This is a genomic window from Roseococcus thiosulfatophilus, assembly GCF_017311575.1.
Taxonomy (GTDB): domain Bacteria; phylum Pseudomonadota; class Alphaproteobacteria; order Acetobacterales; family Acetobacteraceae; genus Roseococcus; species Roseococcus thiosulfatophilus.
This window is the reverse complement of the sequence record NZ_JAFFQY010000001.1, coordinates 63,454-79,665: the sequence shown is the minus strand read 5'-3', so window position 1 is coordinate 79,665 and position 16,212 is coordinate 63,454. Positions and strand designations below refer to the sequence as shown.

Sequence of the window (16,212 nt, the reverse complement as noted above, 5' to 3'; positions counted from 1 at the left end):
CCGCCCGTCCCGGCCCCATTTCGTCATGTGCAAATGCTGCAATCGCGAATGTCCATCTGTGGTAGAGTTTCCGCCCTTGCGCGGCGGCCGAATGGCAAGGCCCTTGGAAATATCGTAAATTTGCGGACCCGCCGCCACGCGCGCCCCGTACCAGGAGTTCGAAGGGTTTGCCCGTCGTCCCGTTCCGCCTGCCTGTCGTGTGTTCCGCGGTGGACGGGCCATGCTGACCGGCTGCGCCTTTACCACGCCCGGTGCCGCGGAACTCACGGTTGTGGCGGTGTGGCTGGGCGTGGCCACCGTCACGAGCTGGGTGCTGCGCCAACACCCCTTCTTCGGTCGGCCGCATTTCATCCTGTGCAACTTCGCCATGCTGTGGTGGCTGGCCATGGTGCTGGGCGAGCTCGCGACGCCCGTCATGGGCTGCAAGATGTTCTTCGCGGCGGCCGCCTGGCCGGCCATCGCGCTGCTGCCCACGGCCTGGGCGCTGTTCCTGCTGCATTATTGTTTTCACATGCCCATTCGCCACCGCGGGACGGAGGCCGTGCTGCTGTGGGGCACGGTGCTGGCTGTCTCCCTCATGGCCTGGACCAACCCCTGGCATGGGCTGTTCTACGGCCCCGGCACCGCGCTGGCATGGACGGATGGAAGGTTGTCGGGCGTGTTCGACCACGGCCCGCTCTTCTACATCGCCGCGGCCTGGCTCTACGTCCCGCTGCTGACGGCGCTGGGCGTCGTCCTCGCCGGCGCCTTCCGGGCCCCGGTGGCTCACCGTCCCTATTTCCTGCTGCTGCTCTTCATCACCGCCATCCCGCTGGCGGCGAATTTCGCCTACATCACCCATGGCGCCACGGTCGCGGGGTTCGACCCGACGCCCTTCGCCTTCGCGGCGGTGCTGGTGCTCTACACCGGCCTCATCTTCACCAACCGCATGTTCGACCTGACGGCCATCGCCCGGGACGTGCTCTACTACCAGCTCGGCTCGCCCGTGCTGGTGCTGGACGTGGCCGGCACCGTGACGGGGGCCAATCCGGAGGCCATGCGCCTCTTCCCCGGTGGCCGCGTGGGCCAGCCCATCTGGCAATGGCCCCACATGCAGGGCTTCGGCGCGGCGGCGGAGGGGATGGATGCCCCCGCCAGCCTGGGCTTCGACGGCCGCTTCTTCGACGTGACGACCACGCCCATCCACAAGCCGCTGGGCCAGGGTCGCGGCCTGATCGGCGCCGTCATCATGCTGAACGACACGACGGAGTTGCGGCGCAATGCCCGCCAGCTGGAGACCGCGCTCGAGATCAGCCAGCTGCGCCTGCACGAGATCGAGAACCAGCGGCGCCTGCTGCGGAACCTCTTCGACCTCGCTCCCTTCGGCATCACGCTGGTCGAGACGGCGACCGGACGGCTGCGCGAGGTCAATCCCACCTTCGCGGGCATGACGGCCCATGCGGCCACGCCGGGCGGGAAGCTGTCCGACCTGCTCTCCATCCCCGGCCGGGCCGCGCTGGCCGAGGCGGCGACCCTCCCCGAGGGCGGGCGCGTGGGGCCGGTCGTGACCGAGATCCGTCGCCGCGATGGCGGCTTCGTCATGGCGGAGCTGCAGGCCGTGGCCGCCGGCGCCGGGCTCTACTGGACCATCCTGACGGATCTGACCGAGACCCGGGCCCTGCAGGAGGCGCTGCAGAGCGAGCGCGACTTCCTCTCGCGCCTCATGGCGACCTCCGTCTCGGCCATTCTCGCGGTGGATGATGACAAGCAGATCGTCTTTGCCAATGCCGAGGCCGAGCGCCTGCTGGAGATGGACCGGGCCGCGCTGCTCGCCACCCGCATCAATGACCCGGAATGGCACTACACCACGCCCGAAGGCGGGCCCATGGCGCAGGAGGACCTTCCGTTTCCCGTGGTGATGCGGACCGGCCGGCCCGTGCGCGACCTTCGCCTGGGGGTGGAGGGTCCGGACGGGCGGCGGCGCATCCTCTCGGTCAACGCGGCGCCCATGCATGCGACAGCGCTGACGCCGGGCCGCGTCGTGCTCTCACTGACCGACATCACCGCGCAATGGGAGGGCCAGGCGGCCCTGGTCGCCGCGCGCCAGGAGGCCGAGGCCGCCTCCATCGCCAAGAGCCGTTTCCTGGCCAATATGAGCCACGAGATCCGCACGCCCATGAACGCCATCCTTGGGCTGCTGGCCTTGCTGCGCCGCACCAGCCTGGATGCGCGACAGGCGGACTATGTGGGCAAGACCGAGGGGGCGGCGCGCGCCCTGCTTGGGCTGCTGAACGACATCCTGGACTTCTCGAAGGTCGAGGCGGGCAAGATCGCGCTCGACCCGCGCCCCGTTTCGCTCGACGCCATGCTGCGCGAACTGGGGGTGATCCTGGCGGCCAACCTGGGGGCCAAGCCCATCGAGCTGCTCTTCGACCTGGACCCGTGCCTGCCGACGCAGGTGCTGGTGGATGACCTGCGCCTCGCCCAGGTGCTGCTGAACCTGGCCGGCAAAGCCATCAAGTTCACCGAGGCGGGGGAGGTGGTGGTCTCGGCGCGGGTGCTGGCGCGGGAGGCGGGCCGGGCGCGCCTGGAATTCGCGGTGCGCGACACGGGCATCGGCATCGCCGCCGACAACATGCCGCGCATCTTCGAGGGCTTCCTTCAGGCCGAAGCCTCGACCACGCGGAAATTCGGCGGCACGGGCCTCGGGCTTGGCATCTCGCAGCGCCTCGTGGCGCTGCTGGGCGGGGAGTTGCGGGTGGAGAGCACGCCCGGGCAGGGCAGCCGCTTCCATTTCGCGCTGGAGCTCGACCTGCCCGAGGCGCCTGCCCGGCTGCCAGGCCCGGCGAAGCGCCTTCTCTTCGTGGACCCGCACCCGGCGGCGCGCGACATCCTGCCCCGGCTGGCGGCCCGGCTGGGCTGGCGGGCCGAGGCCGTCGCCGACGTCGCCGCTGCCCGCGCGCGGCGCGAGGCCCAGCGCTATGACGCGGTGCTGGTGGAAGGCCTGCGGCCGGACACGCCCGAGGCTGAATGGGAGGGCGTGCTGGGCATGGGCACGGTTCATGGCAGTGAGGGCTATATCGCCGCCGGCGGCCCGCCCGGCCGCTTCCTGGTGAAGCCCTTCACGCCGGCGCAGCTGCGGGAGCTGGTGGAGGGTGCTGGCGCGCTTCCCCCCCGCGCAGAGGCCCGCGCAGGCACGCGACGCCTGGCCGGCCGGCGCCTGCTGCTGGTGGAGGACAATGTCATCAACCAGCAGGTCGCGCGGGAGTTGCTGGAGGCCGAGGGCGCGCTCGTCACCGTCGCCGGACATGGCGGCATCGCGGTGCAGCTGCTGACGGAGATGCCCGGCCGCTTCGAGGCCGTGCTGATGGACCTGCAGATGCCCGAGATGGACGGGCTCGAGGCGACGGCGCTGATCCGCGGCCGGCTGGGCCTCAGGCAACTGCCCATCATCGCCATCACCGCCAACGCCATGCGGAGCGACCGCGATGCCTGCCTGGCCGCGGGCATGAACGCGCATGTCGGCAAGCCCTTCGACCTGGAGACGCTGGTGCAGACCCTGCTCTCCTGCTGGGGGGCCGCGCCCGCCGCCATGCCGCCAGGCGAGCCCGTGGCGCTGGATGCGCCGCTGCTCGACATTCCCGCCGCCATCGCGCGCCTGGGCGACAACCCGGACCTCTTCGCCGAAACGCTGCGCGAGGCCCTGCCCATGATGGAGGCCACTCCCGCCGAGGTGGCGGCGCAGTGGCAGGCCGGCGCCCATGCCGATGCGCGCCGCACCGCGCACACGCTGAAGGGCCTGGCCGGCATGGTGGGCGCACCCCTGCTGGCGGAGGCCGCCGCCCGGCTGGAGGCGCAGCTCAAGGCGCGGCCGGAGGATGACCCGGCCGAGGCGCTGGACGAACTGCGAAGCGAACTCGCCCCCAGCCTTGCGGCCTTGCGCGCCTGGCTGGACGGACGCGAGGGATAGGTGCCGCGCCCTGCCGGTCAGCCTTCGCCCTTGGCCAGCGTGTGCGCGACCAGCGCGTTGGCATGGCCATGCCCCATGCCGTGCCGTTCCTTCAGCATGGCCACAAGCTCCATGTGCCTTGCGGGCAAGGCGGCGCGGATGAGGGCCTGCCATTCGGCGACCGGACGGCCGTATTTCTTCTCGATCGCCGGGAAGTAGGAGGCTGGACCCTTGGTCTTCTCTTCGGTCATGGAGGGAAAGCGAAGCTCGCGCACGGGCTGGCTGTCAACGGGACTGCGCCATCATTCCATCAGGTCCGGCAGGCGATAGCGGTCCTGGGGGTCGTCCCAGCCCAGGAAACGGGGCGGACGCTTCTCGGCGAAGGCGGCGCGGCTTTCGATCAGGTCGCTCTTCGCGCCATGCTCGTGCAGCGCGGCGGCCAGCTTCTGCTGGGCGGGGCTGGGCGCGGGGCGCATGCGGCGCATCATGTGGACCGTGTTCACCCGTGCGGCGGGCGGCAGGGTGAGCAGGTGGCGGGCCATCTCCAGCGCGGTCGGGATCAGTTCTTCCGGCGCCACGAGGCGGTTGAGGAAACCCAACTGGAAAAACCGCTCGGCGGTGAAGCGGTAGCCGAGCGCCATCTCCATCGCGATGGGATAGGGCATGTTGGCCAGGTGCCCGTGGTTGTAGCCGCCCAGCAGCCAGCGCTTCGCCTCCGAGACCTCGAAGATGGCGTTGATGCTGGCCACCCGCAGATCCGTGCGCTCCACCAGCATGAAGCCGCCGCCCATGGCGAAGCCGTTGATGGCGCCGATGACGGGCTTTTCCAGCGTGCCCGCCCGGAACGGGTCTTCGAGTTCCAGCGGGCGGCCGCCCGGCGCACCATCAGCGAGCGATTCCTTCATGTCCTCGCCGGCGCAGAAGCCGCGACCCGTGCCGGTGAGGATGGCCACCTCCAGGGTCGGGTCGTGGCGGAAGTCGGTCCAGGTGCGGGCAAGCTCGGTCCGCATCTCGTGGTTCAGGGCGTTCAGCCGCTCCGGCCGGTTCATGCGGATGATGAGAACCTGGCCGTGGGTTTCGGTCTCGACGGTGGGCATGGGCGTGTCCTCGCGTGGTTCGGGCCATGAAACAGGAGGGCGCCATCCGGGCCAACCCGGGGCGTGGCCGCGCGTTCATCGCCGCATGGACATGGAAGCGGCGCCGATCATCGGGGGGCTCGCCACCCTCGCCTCGGTGACCAGTTTCACGCCCCAGGCGTGGAAGGTGATCCGCACGCGCGACACCGCCAGCATTTCCGCCGCCATGTATGCCGTGACGGTGGTGGGTTTCGCGCTCTGGCTGACCTATGGCTGGCTGCTGGGCCAATGGCCGCTGATCGTCACCAATGGCATCTGCCTGCTGCTGTCGGGCTTCATCCTGGTGATGAAGCTGCTGCCGCGGCGGGGGAAGAACGCGGTGGCGGAGGCGCTGTCGGTCCCGCCTGAGAGCGGTGGATAGCGCCCGCGGGTTCCCCCTTTCAGGCCATGAAGATGCGGATGCGGACGGCCGCCGGATCGCGCTCGCCATATCCCAGGAACAGGCGGCGGTGCAGCCATTCATGGGCGACGGCGCCGGTCTCGAAGACCGGGGCGGTGCGGAAATAGACGCGCTCGGGCGGCACGGGCTCGCCCCGCAGGAGCTTCGCGGCGTCCTCCGGCGAGGCGTCGCGCAGGCCGCTGTTGACCACATAGACCAGCGCGCCATCGTCCAGGCGCAGCGTGTAGCGCGCCACCAGCTCCACCACCCCGTCGTGGCGGATCACCTGGTGGTCGGCGCCGCCGGGCATCACCTCGCCCGACAGGCGGGGGCCGGAGAGCCGCCCGCCCAGGATGGGAATGACGCGCCGCAGGCCCATCGGGCCCTGGCCCACCGTGATGGGTGCGGCGACCTGGACTTCAAGCTGGCCGACGAATTCGAGGCTGGGAGAGATGGACATGGGGCGCGGCCTCAATCCAGAGCCTGGAAGCGGGTCAACCGCACCACTTCCGCCCAGCGCGCCGTTTCCTCCGCGCGCAGAGCGTCGAACCGCGCGCGGCCGAGGGGCGAGGGGCGGAAACCCCGCTGTTCCAGGCGCGCCGCCATCTCGGGCGTGTCCATCACGCGCAGCACCGCCGCCTCCAGCGCGGCCAGCGTCTCGGGCGGCGTGCCGCTCGGGGCCACCAGCCCGAACCAGGAATTGAAGACGAGGTCCTGCCGGCCCAGCTCGCCCATGGTGGGGACCTCGGGCAGCACCCTGGAGCGTTCGGGCCCGGTGACCGCGAGCGCCCGCAGGCGCCCCGCCTGCACATGCGGTGCCACCAGCGCGATGGTGCCGAACAGCCCCTTGGTGGTGCCGTTGAGCAGCGCCGTCATCGCATCGCCCGTGGTGCGGAAGTGCACGGCCTCGACCGGCAGGCGCGAGGTGACGCCCATGATGGCCGCGCCGAAATGGCCCGGGGTGCCGGCGCCGAAGGTGCCCATGGGCAGTTGCGGCTGGGTGGCGGCCCAGCGCAGGTAGCCCGCGAAATCCTCGGCGGGCACGGAGTTCGGCACCACCAGCGCGAAGTCCAGCGCGGCTAGGAAGGCGATGGAGGCGAAGTCCCGCCCCGGATCATAGGGCAGGGAGGCGAAGATGCTGGGCCCCATGGTCAGCGGCCCCACGCCGCCCAGCATGAGGGTGGTGCCCTCCTCGCCCCGCAGGCGCGCCACCTCCTGCGCCGCGATGACGCCGCCCGCGCCGGTGCGGTTGTCCACGATGACGCCGGCCGGCAGCGAATCCTTCAGCGCGTCGGCCACCATGCGGGCCAGAAGGTCGGGGCCGGTGCCCGCACCGAAGCCCACGACGATGCGCACCGGCCGGTCGGGCAGGGCGGCGCGGGCCTGGAGCGGGACCATGGCGGCGGCGCCGGCCAGCAAGGCGCGGCGCCCGGACAGGTGCGGGGTCATCTTGGGTTTCTCTCCGGGGTGCGCGTCCTGCAATGGCCGCGCTTGTGCTTTCCCTGATTTATTCCTGAAAGATGGACAGGTGTAAATGTTCTGGCGGCCTTGCCGCGCGGTTCTCGACCAGCCCTCCCACTCGGACAGCCTCTTGACAATGAGAATGATTCTCAGTTGCAGTATGGCTCTCAACCCTGGGAGAGCCACACCATGCCCCACCCATCCCGCCGCCGGCGGCGGACCCCGCTTGCGATCGCGCTGATCGCGGGCGGCCTTGCGCCCATCGCCGCCCCGCCCTGGGGCGCCGCCCGCGCCCAATCCCCAGCGCCGGACCCGGCCGATGTCCGCCTCGACGCCGGCATGCTGCTGCCTCCCGTCAACACCACGGCGCTGCGCAACGAGCGCCGCCTCTTCGACACGCCCGCCACCGTGGACGTGATCCCGGGCCGCGAACTGGACGAGCGCATGGTCCGCAACGCCGAGGACGTGTTCCGCTACACCCCCGGCGTCTTCGTGAACCGCCAGACCAGCGGCACCGACCCTTTCCGCAGCCTGGGCGGCATCACCATTCGCGGCGTCGGCGCCAACCGCGTGCTGACGCTGGTGGACGGCTTCCGCACGCTGGAGCGCATCACCGACAACACGCGCGACGTGGTGGACCCCTGGAACCTCAGCCGCGTGGAAATCCTGCGCGGCCCCGGCTCGGTCCTCTATGGCTCGGACGCGCTGGGCGGCGTGGTGAACTACATCACCCGCAACCCCAACGACCTGATCCGCGCCGGCCGGACCTGGGGCGGTGAGGTCGGCACCAGCTGGGATTCGCTGGACAACAGCCTGATCACCCGCGGCACCTATGCGGTGCGGGCGGGCGATGTCTCGGCCATGCTCTCCTACCAGCGGCGCGATGCGAATGAGCCGCGGCGCACGCGCTCGCGCTCCGTGGGCGGCATCTGGAACTGCCCCCGCAACCCCCAGGCCACGCCCTGCGACCGCTTCGACCCGCTGGACATCAGCAGCAACAACGTCTTCGGCCGCATCGTCTGGGACCCCAACCCGGATGTGCGCCTGCGCGTGACGGGCGAATGGCTGGACCGCAGCACGGATGTGGACCAGCGTTTCGACCTGGGGCCGGCCACAGGGGGCATCACCAACCTCTCCTATCTCCGCAACCAGACCATAAGGCGCGGGCTCTTCGCGGTGGACGGGCAGTATCGCCCGGGTCTCGACTGGCTGGACGAGGTGCGCGTCATGCTGGGCTACTCGCCCCAGACCATCGAGCGCACGGGCACGCGGCTGCGCCGCCTGGCCAATGGCCAGGAGCAGACGGTGCGTGACGCGCTGACCTATTCGGAGGACCTGATCCAGGGCGAGGCGCAGTTCCGCTCCAGCTTCGACCTGCTGGGTGCGCGCCATGTGCTGACCTATGGCTTCGCGGGCAGCGTCACCGCCACCGACTATGCGCGGCAGGACGTGACCACCAACCTCGCCACCGGCGTCACCACCACCACCCGCGCCGGCGGCTTCAACTTCGCCAATGCCGACACGCGCCGGCTGGAGGGCTTCCTGCAGGACGAGATCGCGGTGCTTGGCGGTCGGCTGACGCTGACGCCCGGGATGCGCCTCTCCAACACCAACATCAGCCCGCGCCCCGATGCCGATTACCGTCTGGTGGCTGGGCGCGAGCCGCGCACGCTCGACCAGACGAACCTCGCCTTCGGCGTTGGCGCCATCCTGCGGCTGGATGAGCGCTTCTCGCTCTACGGAAACTATGGCGAGGGCTTCAAGATGCCCACCGCCGAGCAGCTCTTCACCTCGCTGCCCAGCACCACCTTCAACCTGATCCCCAACCCGAACCTGCGGCCCGAGCAGGTTCGCAGCTACGAGGCCGGCGTGCGGATGCAGCTCCAGAACGCCTGGCTCAGCCTGGGCGCCTTCCGCGCCGAATACACGGACTTCATCCAGAGCTTCGTCAGCATCCCGAACAGCATCGACATCACCTACCAGAACCTCAGCGAGGTGACGTTGCAGGGCATCGAGGTGGCGGGCGCCTGGCGGGCGCATCCGCGCTGGCTCTTGCAGGCTTCCGCGTCCTGGCAGGAAGGGACGCAGCGCGCCACACGCGGCGCGGCGCGCACCAATTTCGACGGCGCGCGCCCCTTCCTGATCAGCAGCGGCGTCACCTATGAGGACCCGGACCTCGGGCTGCGCGTCTCGCTGAACAACATCACCTCGGCCGGGGTGACGCAGGTGAGCGACCCGCAGCGCTACCGTCCGCCCGCCTATACGGTGTTCGACCTCACGGCCTCCTGGCGGCCCATCGAGCGGCTGGAGCTGAACGCGGGCGTCTTCAACCTGCTGAACGCCCGCTACGTGCCGCTGGCCCCGGGCGGGACTGCCTACAACCAATCGCGCTTCACGACGGATGACACGAAGCGCACCAACCCCATCGAGCTGCAGGTGGCGCCGGGCACCAGCTTCCGCGTGGGCGCGCGCTACACCTTCTGACGGCACCATCACCCCCCGCCGAGGGCCAGCACCTCGGCGGGGGAGAGGCCCGTCAGGCTCTCCCGCGCCTCGCTGAGCGGCGGGTCGTCGGCGCGGCCCCATTGCACGATCAGGTTGCGGCGCGAACGGGCCGAAAGGTTGGGCGCGCCGCCATGCAGCACCCGCGGATGGATCAGCACGATGCCGCCCGGCGGGCAGCGCGCCACCACCTCCGTGGCACCCTCCGCGCCATGCTGGGTGCCGGGGCGGAAGGCGGTGCCGCCATTGGCCGCCTCCATGCCGTCCAGGCAGATCATGGCGCGCAGGAAGGCGCCGCGCGCGGTCGGCATGTAGCGGTTCAGCGCGTCGCGGTGCCAGGCGATGCCGTTGCCGCATCGCGCGGCCTTGATGGTGGCGTTGGTGAAGTGGCAGCGCAGTTCCGGGGTGCCGAGCAATTCGGTCGCCGCCGCGACCAGGGCCGGATGCGCGAAGCCCTTCGCGAAGACGGGATCGGCCCGGCAGGGGTCGCCCAGCAGGAAGACCGCATCGCCGGGCGCCGGGAGCCCCTGGCGTTGGCGGGGAGAGAGGTCCCGCTCCCAGGTCACCATGTCAGCCGGCAGCGTGGCCGCGCGGGCCAGCAGCGCATCCAGCGCCGCACCCAGGCGCCGGCGCAGCGCCGCGGGCAGGGGCGGCAGGATGGCGTAGCCCTGGCAGTGGAAGCGCCTCATTCCGCCTCCCGGCACCACCAAGCGTCGTCACCATAGCCGAAGCGCGGCTGGCGCGGCGGCGGGGCGAAGCGTGCGGAGACGGCCAGGCGCCGCACCGGGTCGTAGCGCCCCGGCACCACCAGCCATTGCCATTGCAGGGCGCGGTCCAGCACACGGGCCGCGGTGACGAGGCCGGCGCGGTCGGGCGCGGCCTCCAGCCGGTCCAGCAGCAGGTCCATCTCCGGCCGTGCGAAGCCCGTGGTGTTGTTGGCGCCCGCCGAGCCCCAGAGCGCCCGCTGCTCAGGGCCGGGCCATTCGGGCGGGATGGTGAAGCGATAGGCCAGGTCGAAATCGTTGGCGCGCAGCCGCGCGGTGAAGCTCGGGGCGTCCAGCACCTCGAAGCGCGGTGCCAGGCCCAGGCGCCTCAGCCCGCGGAACCACACGCCCACCAGCGCCTGCTGCGCGTTGCTCTGCGCCAGCACCGAGAGGTGGAACAGCTCACCCGTCTCGCGGTGCGCGAGCCGCCCGTCCGCGGCGCGCGGCACCCAGCCAGCCTCCTCCAGCAGGGCCAGCGCACGTTCCAGCAGGGCGCGGTCGCGGCCCGTTCCGTCGCTGACGGGGGGCTGCCAGGGACTGTGCCAGGCCTCGGGCGGAAAGAGGCCCCGCACCTCGTCCATCAGCGCGCGTTCGGCGGCGTCCGGCGCCTCGGTGGCCGCCAGATCCGAGTTCAGGAAGAAGCTTCCGGCGCGTTCGCTCGCCCCCTGGAAGAGGGCGGCATTGGCCCATTCGAAATCCATCATCAGCGCCAGCGCCTCGCGCACCCGCGCATCGGCGAAGCGGTCGCGGCGGAGGTTGAAAGCGAAGCCGTTCATGCCGGTAATGTGGCCGTGGCGCTGGGTGTGGCGGATAAGGCGCCCCTCACGCACCGCGGGCAGGTCATAGCCGGTGGCCCAGCGCCGGGCATCGTTCTCCACCATCCAGTCCACGCGGCCGGCGGCCAGCGCCTCGAAGACGGCGATGCGGTCGCGGAAGTAGCGCAGCTCGATGCGGTCCATGTTGTGGCGACCGCGGCCGGCGGGGGTGCGGTCGCCCCACCAATCGGCGTTGCGCGCGAAGGCGACGCGCTGGCCGGCCTCCACCTCCACCACGCGATAGGGGCCGGAGCCGATGGGGTGTTCCAGCGTCAGCGCGCCGAAGTCGCGCCCCTGCCAGATGTGGCGTGGCAGGATGTGCGCGCCGCCGATTTGCAAGGCGAGGCGCCGCGCATCGCCGGGCGGAAGGGTGATGCGGATGGTGCGCGCATCCTCGGCCACGGAGTCGAGGTGTTCCAGCAGGGCGCGGTGGAAGGGGCGGCCGTGGCGGCCCAGGGTCGCGAAGCTGAAGACGACATCCTCGGCCGTCACGGGTTGGCCATCATGCCAGCGGGCACCCGCGCGCAGGGTGAAGCGCAGGGTGCGCGTGGCCTCGTCCAGCACCACCGCCTCGGCCAGGTTCGCGTAGCCCACCAGCACCTCGTCCGGCGCGGGCAGCAGCAGGGTTTCATACACCCAGGACCACACGCCCATGACGAAGCGGCCGCGCAGGGTGAAGGGGTTCAGCGTGTCGAAGGTGCCCGCCTGCGCCATGCGGAGGGTGCAGCCGCGCGGCGCGTCGGGGCGCACATGCGGCCAATGGCTGAAGCCCGGCGGCAGGGCAGGGGTGCCGTGGACGGCCAGCGCGTCCGTGCGCGCCGCGGCGGGGTTCAGCAGCAGGGGAAGCAGGGCCAAGCCCCATATGCAAGTGCGAGTCATTCGCATATAAAGGCGCGAAAGGAGCCCGCCGGCAACATGCGCCCCCTGGTCCGCTACACCCTGCGCCGCCTGCTGCTGGTGCCGCCCACGCTGCTCGCCATCCTCGCGCTGAACTTCGCGGTGGCGCAGCTCGCCCCTGGGGGCCCGGTCGAGCACCTGCTGGCCACGCTGCAAGGCGATGTGCAGGACGCCGCCGAGCGCGCGCTGGGCGGCCAGGACAGCACCGCGGCGCCCGACCCCGCCTTCCGCCACCGCGGCGCCGAGGGGCTGGACCCGCGCCTGCTCGCCGAGATCGAGGCGCAGTTCGGCTTCGACCGCCCGCCGCTGGAGCGCTTCTGGCACATGCTGACGCGGCTGCTGGTGTTCGACCTCGGGCGCTCCTTCTTCCTCGACCAGCCGGTGACGCAGCTGCTGTGGGAGAGGCTGCCCGTCTCCCTGTCGCTGGGCCTCGCTTCAGCCGTGCTGACCTATGCGCTGGCCATTCCGCTCGGCATCGCGCTGGCCACGCGGCGCGGCACGGGCTTCGATCGCACGGCGACCGCGCTGACGGTGCTGGCCCATGCGGTGCCGGCCATGGTGGTGGCGGTGGCGCTGCTGGTGGTCTTCGGTGGAGGGCGGTTCCTGGCCTGGTTTCCCTCGGGCGGCCTCGCCTCGGCCGAGGCCGCCGGCTGGGCCTGGCCCTGGCGTGTGCTGGACCTCGCCTGGCACCTGGCCCTGCCGGTGGCGGCGCTGGTGATCTCGGGCTTCTCCTCGCTCGCGCTGCTCACGCGCAACCTCTTCCTGGAGGAGATCGGCAAGCACTACGTGCTGCTGGCCCGCGCCAAGGGGCTCGCGCCGCGCCGGGTGCTGCTGGGCCACGTGTTCCGCAACGCCATGCTGCTGGTGGTGGCCGGCCTGCCCGGCGCGCTGCTGGGCGTGGTCTTCGGCGGCGGCGTGCTGGTCGAGGCGCTGTTCGGACTCCAGGGCCTCGGGCTGCTCGGCATCGAGGCCGCGCTCAGCCGGGACTTCCCCGTGATCTTCGGCACGCTCTGGCTGACGACCCTCGCGGGGCTGGTGCTGCACCTCGCTTCCGACCTTCTCTATGTGGCGGTGGACCCGCGGATCGGCTTCGATGCGGCCCGGCGCTGAGCTGCTGCGCCGCCGCAGCCTCTGGGCGCTGGGCCTCGTGCTGCTGCTGGTGCTGCCGGCGGAGTTCGTGGCGAATGATCGGCCCATCCTGCTCTGGCTGGACGGCCGGCTGCTGGTGCCCGCGCTGCAACCCGTCACCGAGGCCATGCTGGGCGGAGCGCTGCCCATCCCGGCCGATTTCCACGACCCCGCCGTGGCCGCGCTGCTGGAGGCGCGGGGTGCCGTCAGCCTCTGGCCGCCCATCCCGCACGGGCCGGCCAGCATCCCGCCCGGCCTGCCGGCGGCCGCGCCCGCGCCGCCCTCGGCGCTGCATTGGCTCGGCACCGATGACCAGTCGCGCGACGTGCTGGCGCGGCTGATCTGGGGGGCGCGGCTGTCGCTGGTCTTCGCCGTGATCGTGACGGCGGCCTCCCTGCTCATCGGCCTGCCGCTGGGCGCCTGGAAGGGCTATGCGGCGGGGCGCACCGACCTGGTGCTGCAACGCCTGACCGAGATTTGGTCCGGCGTGCCGCTCATGTTCCTGCTGATGATCGTGGTGGCCGCGCTGGCCCCCTCGGTCTGGGTGCTGGCGGCCACCATGTCGCTGTTCTTCTGGATGGGCATCGCCAACATCACGCGCGCGGAATTCCTGCGGCTGCGCGCGCAGGATTTCGTGCGGGCGGCGCTGGCGGCCGGGGCGGGGCCCGCGCGCATCATGCGCGTCCATATCCTGCCTAACGCCATGGGGCCGGTGCTGGCCATGCTGCCCTTCCTGATGGCGGGGGCCATGACCATGCTGGCGGGGCTCGATCTGCTGGGGCTCGGCCTGCCGCCGGGCACGCCCTCGCTGGGCGAGGCGCTGGCCCAGGCGCGCAACAACCTCCAGGCGCCCTGGCTCGCGCTCGGTGCCATCGCGGCCCTCGGCGGGCTGCTGCTGCTGCTGACGCTGCTGGGCCAGGCCCTGCGCGACGCCATGGACCCGCGCCTGCCCGCGCGCCGCACCGCCATCACGCCGGGGGCCGCGATGGTGCCGCAGGGCACGGTGCTGGCCATCACTGACCTGTGCGCGGGCTTCAGCGCGGCGCCCGTGCTGCATGGCGTCACCCTGGCGCTGCGCCCGGGCGAGGCGGTGGCGCTGCTCGGCGAATCCGGCTCGGGCAAGACGCTGACGGGGTTGATCGCGGCGGGCCTCGCGCCGCCGCAACTCGGCTTCATCAGCGGTTCCGTGCGGCTGATGGGCGCGGAGATGCTGGGCGCGCCCGAACCCCGCCGCCGCGCCGCGCTGCGCCGGCATCTGGGCCTGGTCTTCCAGGAGCCGGGTGCCGCCCTCAACCCGCTGCACGCCCTCCACCGCCAGGTGCGCGAGGCGGTGGAGGCGGGCGGGCTGCACGGCGCCGCCGCCCGCGCCGAAACGGACGCGCTGCTGCGCCGCGTGGGCCTGCCCGAGGCCAGCCGCCGCCCTCGCGCCCTGCCGCATCAATTCTCGGGCGGGCAACAGCAGCGCGCCGTCATCGCCATGGCCATCGCCCGCCGGCCGGCCCTGCTGGTGGCGGATGAGCCCACCGCCTCGCTCGACGCGCCGCTGCGGACGGGGCTGCTCGACCTGCTGGCCGGGCTGGTGCGGGAGCGGGGCATGGCCCTGCTGCTCATCACCCATGACCTCGAGGCCGCGCGCCGCGTCACCACCCGGGTGGCTGTAATGGGCGAGGGCCGCATCCTGGCCGACCTGCCCTGGGAGGTGGCGCTGCGCGCGCCCCCGCCCGCGCTGCACCGCCTCATGCCGCGCCCGCCCGTGCCCGCCCATGCCGGCGCCCCGGCGGCCGACCCGGTGCTGGAGGCGCGGGGACTGACCATCGCTTTTCCGAGTGCCGCGCCGCTGATCGAGGGCCTGGACCTGCGGCTCCATGCCGGGCGCACGCTGGCCGTCACCGGCCCATCGGGCTGCGGCAAGACGAGCCTGGCGCTGGCGTTGCTGGGCCTGTTTCCCGGCACGGTGCGGGGCGAGGTGCGGCTGCATGGGCGGCCGCTGGCCGAGAACCCCGGCTGGCGTCGCCGCGTGCAGATCGTCTTCCAGAACCCTGCCACCAGCCTCTCGCCGCGACTGTCCGTGCGCGACATTGTGCTGGAACCCTTGCTGCTGGCGGGCGAGCGGCGGCCGGGCGAGGCGCGCCTCGTCGCCGCCCTGGCCGAGGTGGGCCTGCCCGCGACCCTGGCCGACCGGCGCCCGCACCAGCTCTCCGGCGGGCAGCGGCAGCGCGTGGCGCTGGCCCGCGCCCTCATCACCCGGCCCGAGGTGCTGGTGCTGGACGAACCCACCTCCGCCCTCGACCGCCATGTGGAGGCGGAGGTGCTGCGGCTGCTGGCCGCGTTGCAGGCCCGGCATGGCTTCGCCGCCCTGCTCATCACCCATGATCCCCGCGTGGTCGCGGCGCTGGCGCATGACGTGCTGGCGCTCGGTGCGCCCACGCCCTTGCCCGAGGAACACGCCGCATGACCGGAACCGACCTGCCGACCCGCCAGGAACTCACCGCCAGCCCGGCCGAGATCGGGCTGCTGCTGCCCGGGCTGGGGCGCGTCATGGTGGCGCTCGCCGTGGGAAGTGCCGCGCATGAGCGCATCGGTCGCATCGCGCATGTGGCCCGGCGGGGCGGCACCCTCTGCCTCGGCGAGGACACGGAGCTTGATCTCGACGCCGTGCGACGTGTCGTGCTGGACCGCGGCTCGGTCATGCGGGGGCAGGTCTATCCGCGCCTGGAATTCCAGGATGGCGCGGGGGCGGTGCTGATGCGGGTGGTGGGCATGGAGGGCGAGGCGCCCTTCGAGACGAACCTGGCGCATCTGTTGGGCCCGGCGCGCTTTCCGGAGGAAGTCGCGCCCACCCCCGCCGCCGAGGCAGGCCCCGAGGTCGCCCCCGAGGATTGCGCCGCCACCGCCCTGCTGCGCCGCCTGCATGAAGCGGGCGGGCCGGTGCGGGTGGCGCTGCGGACGGGCCCGGCCTGGCAGGCATGGGAGGGGGTGCCGCCGGAACCGCGCCTGGTCATGGGATATGTGAACCTGATCGAGCCCGGCTTTCACCTGCATCTCAGGCTGGGCAGCGTGGCTGGCTTCCATGTCTCGGAGGAGGGCTGGGAGGCGGTGGATGGCATGGGTGCGCGCTTCGGGCTGACCCTGCGCCCCCTCGATGCGGCCGCTCTGGAAGGGATGGGCTGATCCCCTGCAAGCGCTGCTAAGTGCTTGATTT

Annotated in this window: 12 protein-coding genes; 6 read left to right on the top strand and 6 right to left on the bottom strand. The window is 71.9% G+C overall.

Annotated elements, in window-relative coordinates:
* Positions 1-220 precede the first annotated feature (220 nt).
* On the top strand, positions 221-3,949 hold the full coding sequence (locus tag JTN19_RS00380) for a histidine kinase N-terminal 7TM domain-containing protein (protein WP_206928843.1): 3,729 nt from the start codon (positions 221-223) through the stop codon (positions 3,947-3,949).
* A gap of 17 nt (positions 3,950-3,966) precedes the next feature.
* On the opposite strand, the gene JTN19_RS00375 is transcribed toward JTN19_RS00380, so the two are convergent.
* Both JTN19_RS00375 and JTN19_RS00370 read right to left on the bottom strand, forming a co-directional pair.
* Positions 3,967-4,179: a DUF4287 domain-containing protein gene (locus tag JTN19_RS00375; protein WP_191085517.1), complete on the bottom strand. Its 213-nt coding sequence runs from the start codon at positions 4,177-4,179 to the stop codon at positions 3,967-3,969.
* A 51-nt stretch (positions 4,180-4,230) separates the two neighbouring features.
* Complete coding sequence (locus tag JTN19_RS00370; RefSeq protein ID WP_206928834.1) at positions 4,231-5,025, bottom strand: enoyl-CoA hydratase/isomerase family protein; 795 nt, start codon at positions 5,023-5,025, stop codon at positions 4,231-4,233.
* 85 nt (positions 5,026-5,110) lie between these two features.
* Here JTN19_RS00370 and JTN19_RS00365 point away from each other — a divergent pair, with 85 nt between their 5' ends.
* Positions 5,111-5,425, top strand: a complete 315-nt coding sequence (locus JTN19_RS00365; RefSeq protein ID WP_206928832.1) for a SemiSWEET family sugar transporter — start codon at positions 5,111-5,113, stop codon at positions 5,423-5,425.
* 19 nt (positions 5,426-5,444) lie between these two features.
* Here JTN19_RS00365 and JTN19_RS00360 read toward each other — a convergent pair whose 3' ends face one another.
* Together JTN19_RS00360 and JTN19_RS00355 are read right to left on the bottom strand one after the other, a co-directional pair.
* Positions 5,445-5,903 carry a DUF3237 domain-containing protein gene (locus JTN19_RS00360; protein WP_206928823.1) on the bottom strand — a complete coding sequence of 153 codons (459 nt, stop codon included), beginning with the start codon at positions 5,901-5,903 and terminating at the stop codon, positions 5,445-5,447.
* A gap of 11 nt (positions 5,904-5,914) precedes the next feature.
* On the bottom strand, positions 5,915-6,892 hold the full coding sequence (locus JTN19_RS00355) for a Bug family tripartite tricarboxylate transporter substrate binding protein (RefSeq protein WP_206928821.1): 978 nt from the start codon (positions 6,890-6,892) through the stop codon (positions 5,915-5,917).
* A 201-nt stretch (positions 6,893-7,093) separates the two neighbouring features.
* Between JTN19_RS00355 and JTN19_RS00350 the strand changes: the two genes are divergently transcribed.
* The gene (locus JTN19_RS00350) at positions 7,094-9,388 is read left to right on the top strand and encodes a TonB-dependent hemoglobin/transferrin/lactoferrin family receptor (protein ID WP_206928819.1); all 2,295 of its coding nucleotides are present in this window, start codon (positions 7,094-7,096) and stop codon (positions 9,386-9,388) included.
* A gap of 8 nt (positions 9,389-9,396) precedes the next feature.
* On the opposite strand, the gene JTN19_RS00345 is transcribed toward JTN19_RS00350, so the two are convergent.
* Positions 9,397-10,095 carry a phytanoyl-CoA dioxygenase family protein gene (locus JTN19_RS00345; RefSeq protein ID WP_206928811.1) on the bottom strand — a complete coding sequence of 233 codons (699 nt, stop codon included), beginning with the start codon at positions 10,093-10,095 and terminating at the stop codon, positions 9,397-9,399.
* Complete coding sequence (locus tag JTN19_RS00340; protein WP_206928800.1) at positions 10,092-11,840, bottom strand: extracellular solute-binding protein; 1,749 nt, start codon at positions 11,838-11,840, stop codon at positions 10,092-10,094. The genes JTN19_RS00345 and JTN19_RS00340 overlap by 4 nt, the downstream gene beginning before the upstream one ends.
* A gap of 60 nt (positions 11,841-11,900) precedes the next feature.
* Between JTN19_RS00340 and JTN19_RS00335 the strand changes: the two genes are divergently transcribed.
* Genes JTN19_RS00335 through JTN19_RS00325 form a run of 3 tightly spaced genes read left to right on the top strand, consistent with a single transcriptional unit; the run spans position 11,901 to position 16,181 of the window.
* The gene (locus JTN19_RS00335) at positions 11,901-12,992 is read left to right on the top strand and encodes an ABC transporter permease subunit (RefSeq protein WP_340643246.1); all 1,092 of its coding nucleotides are present in this window, start codon (positions 11,901-11,903) and stop codon (positions 12,990-12,992) included.
* Positions 12,976-15,465 (top strand): ATP-binding cassette domain-containing protein, encoded by a 2,490-nt coding sequence (locus tag JTN19_RS00330; protein WP_206928798.1) that lies wholly within the window; start codon positions 12,976-12,978, stop codon positions 15,463-15,465. The genes JTN19_RS00335 and JTN19_RS00330 overlap by 17 nt, the downstream gene beginning before the upstream one ends.
* A complete protein-coding gene (locus JTN19_RS00325; RefSeq protein WP_206928788.1) occupies positions 15,462-16,181 on the top strand; it encodes a protease-associated domain-containing protein in 720 nt (239 codons plus the stop codon). Before JTN19_RS00330 ends, JTN19_RS00325 begins: the two co-directional genes overlap by 4 nt.
* Positions 16,182-16,212 lie beyond the last annotated feature (31 nt).

Excerpts from the sequence above, each read along its gene's own strand:
- JTN19_RS00380 (WP_206928843.1), top strand. The coding sequence starts at position 221 with ATGCTGACCGGCTGCGCCTTTACCACGCCCGGTGCCGCGGAACTCACG.
- JTN19_RS00375 (WP_191085517.1), bottom strand. The coding sequence starts at position 4,179 with ATGACCGAAGAGAAGACCAAGGGTCCAGCCTCCTACTTCCCGGCGATC.
- JTN19_RS00370 (WP_206928834.1), bottom strand. The coding sequence starts at position 5,025 with ATGCCCACCGTCGAGACCGAAACCCACGGCCAGGTTCTCATCATCCGC.
- JTN19_RS00365 (WP_206928832.1), top strand. The coding sequence starts at position 5,111 with ATGGACATGGAAGCGGCGCCGATCATCGGGGGGCTCGCCACCCTCGCC.
- JTN19_RS00360 (WP_206928823.1), bottom strand. The coding sequence starts at position 5,903 with ATGTCCATCTCTCCCAGCCTCGAATTCGTCGGCCAGCTTGAAGTCCAG.
- JTN19_RS00355 (WP_206928821.1), bottom strand. The coding sequence starts at position 6,892 with ATGACCCCGCACCTGTCCGGGCGCCGCGCCTTGCTGGCCGGCGCCGCC.
- JTN19_RS00350 (WP_206928819.1), top strand. The coding sequence starts at position 7,094 with ATGCCCCACCCATCCCGCCGCCGGCGGCGGACCCCGCTTGCGATCGCG.
- JTN19_RS00345 (WP_206928811.1), bottom strand. The coding sequence starts at position 10,095 with ATGAGGCGCTTCCACTGCCAGGGCTACGCCATCCTGCCGCCCCTGCCC.
- JTN19_RS00335 (WP_340643246.1), top strand. The coding sequence starts at position 11,901 with ATGCGCCCCCTGGTCCGCTACACCCTGCGCCGCCTGCTGCTGGTGCCG.
- JTN19_RS00330 (WP_206928798.1), top strand. The coding sequence starts at position 12,976 with ATGCGGCCCGGCGCTGAGCTGCTGCGCCGCCGCAGCCTCTGGGCGCTG.
- JTN19_RS00325 (WP_206928788.1), top strand. The coding sequence starts at position 15,462 with ATGACCGGAACCGACCTGCCGACCCGCCAGGAACTCACCGCCAGCCCG.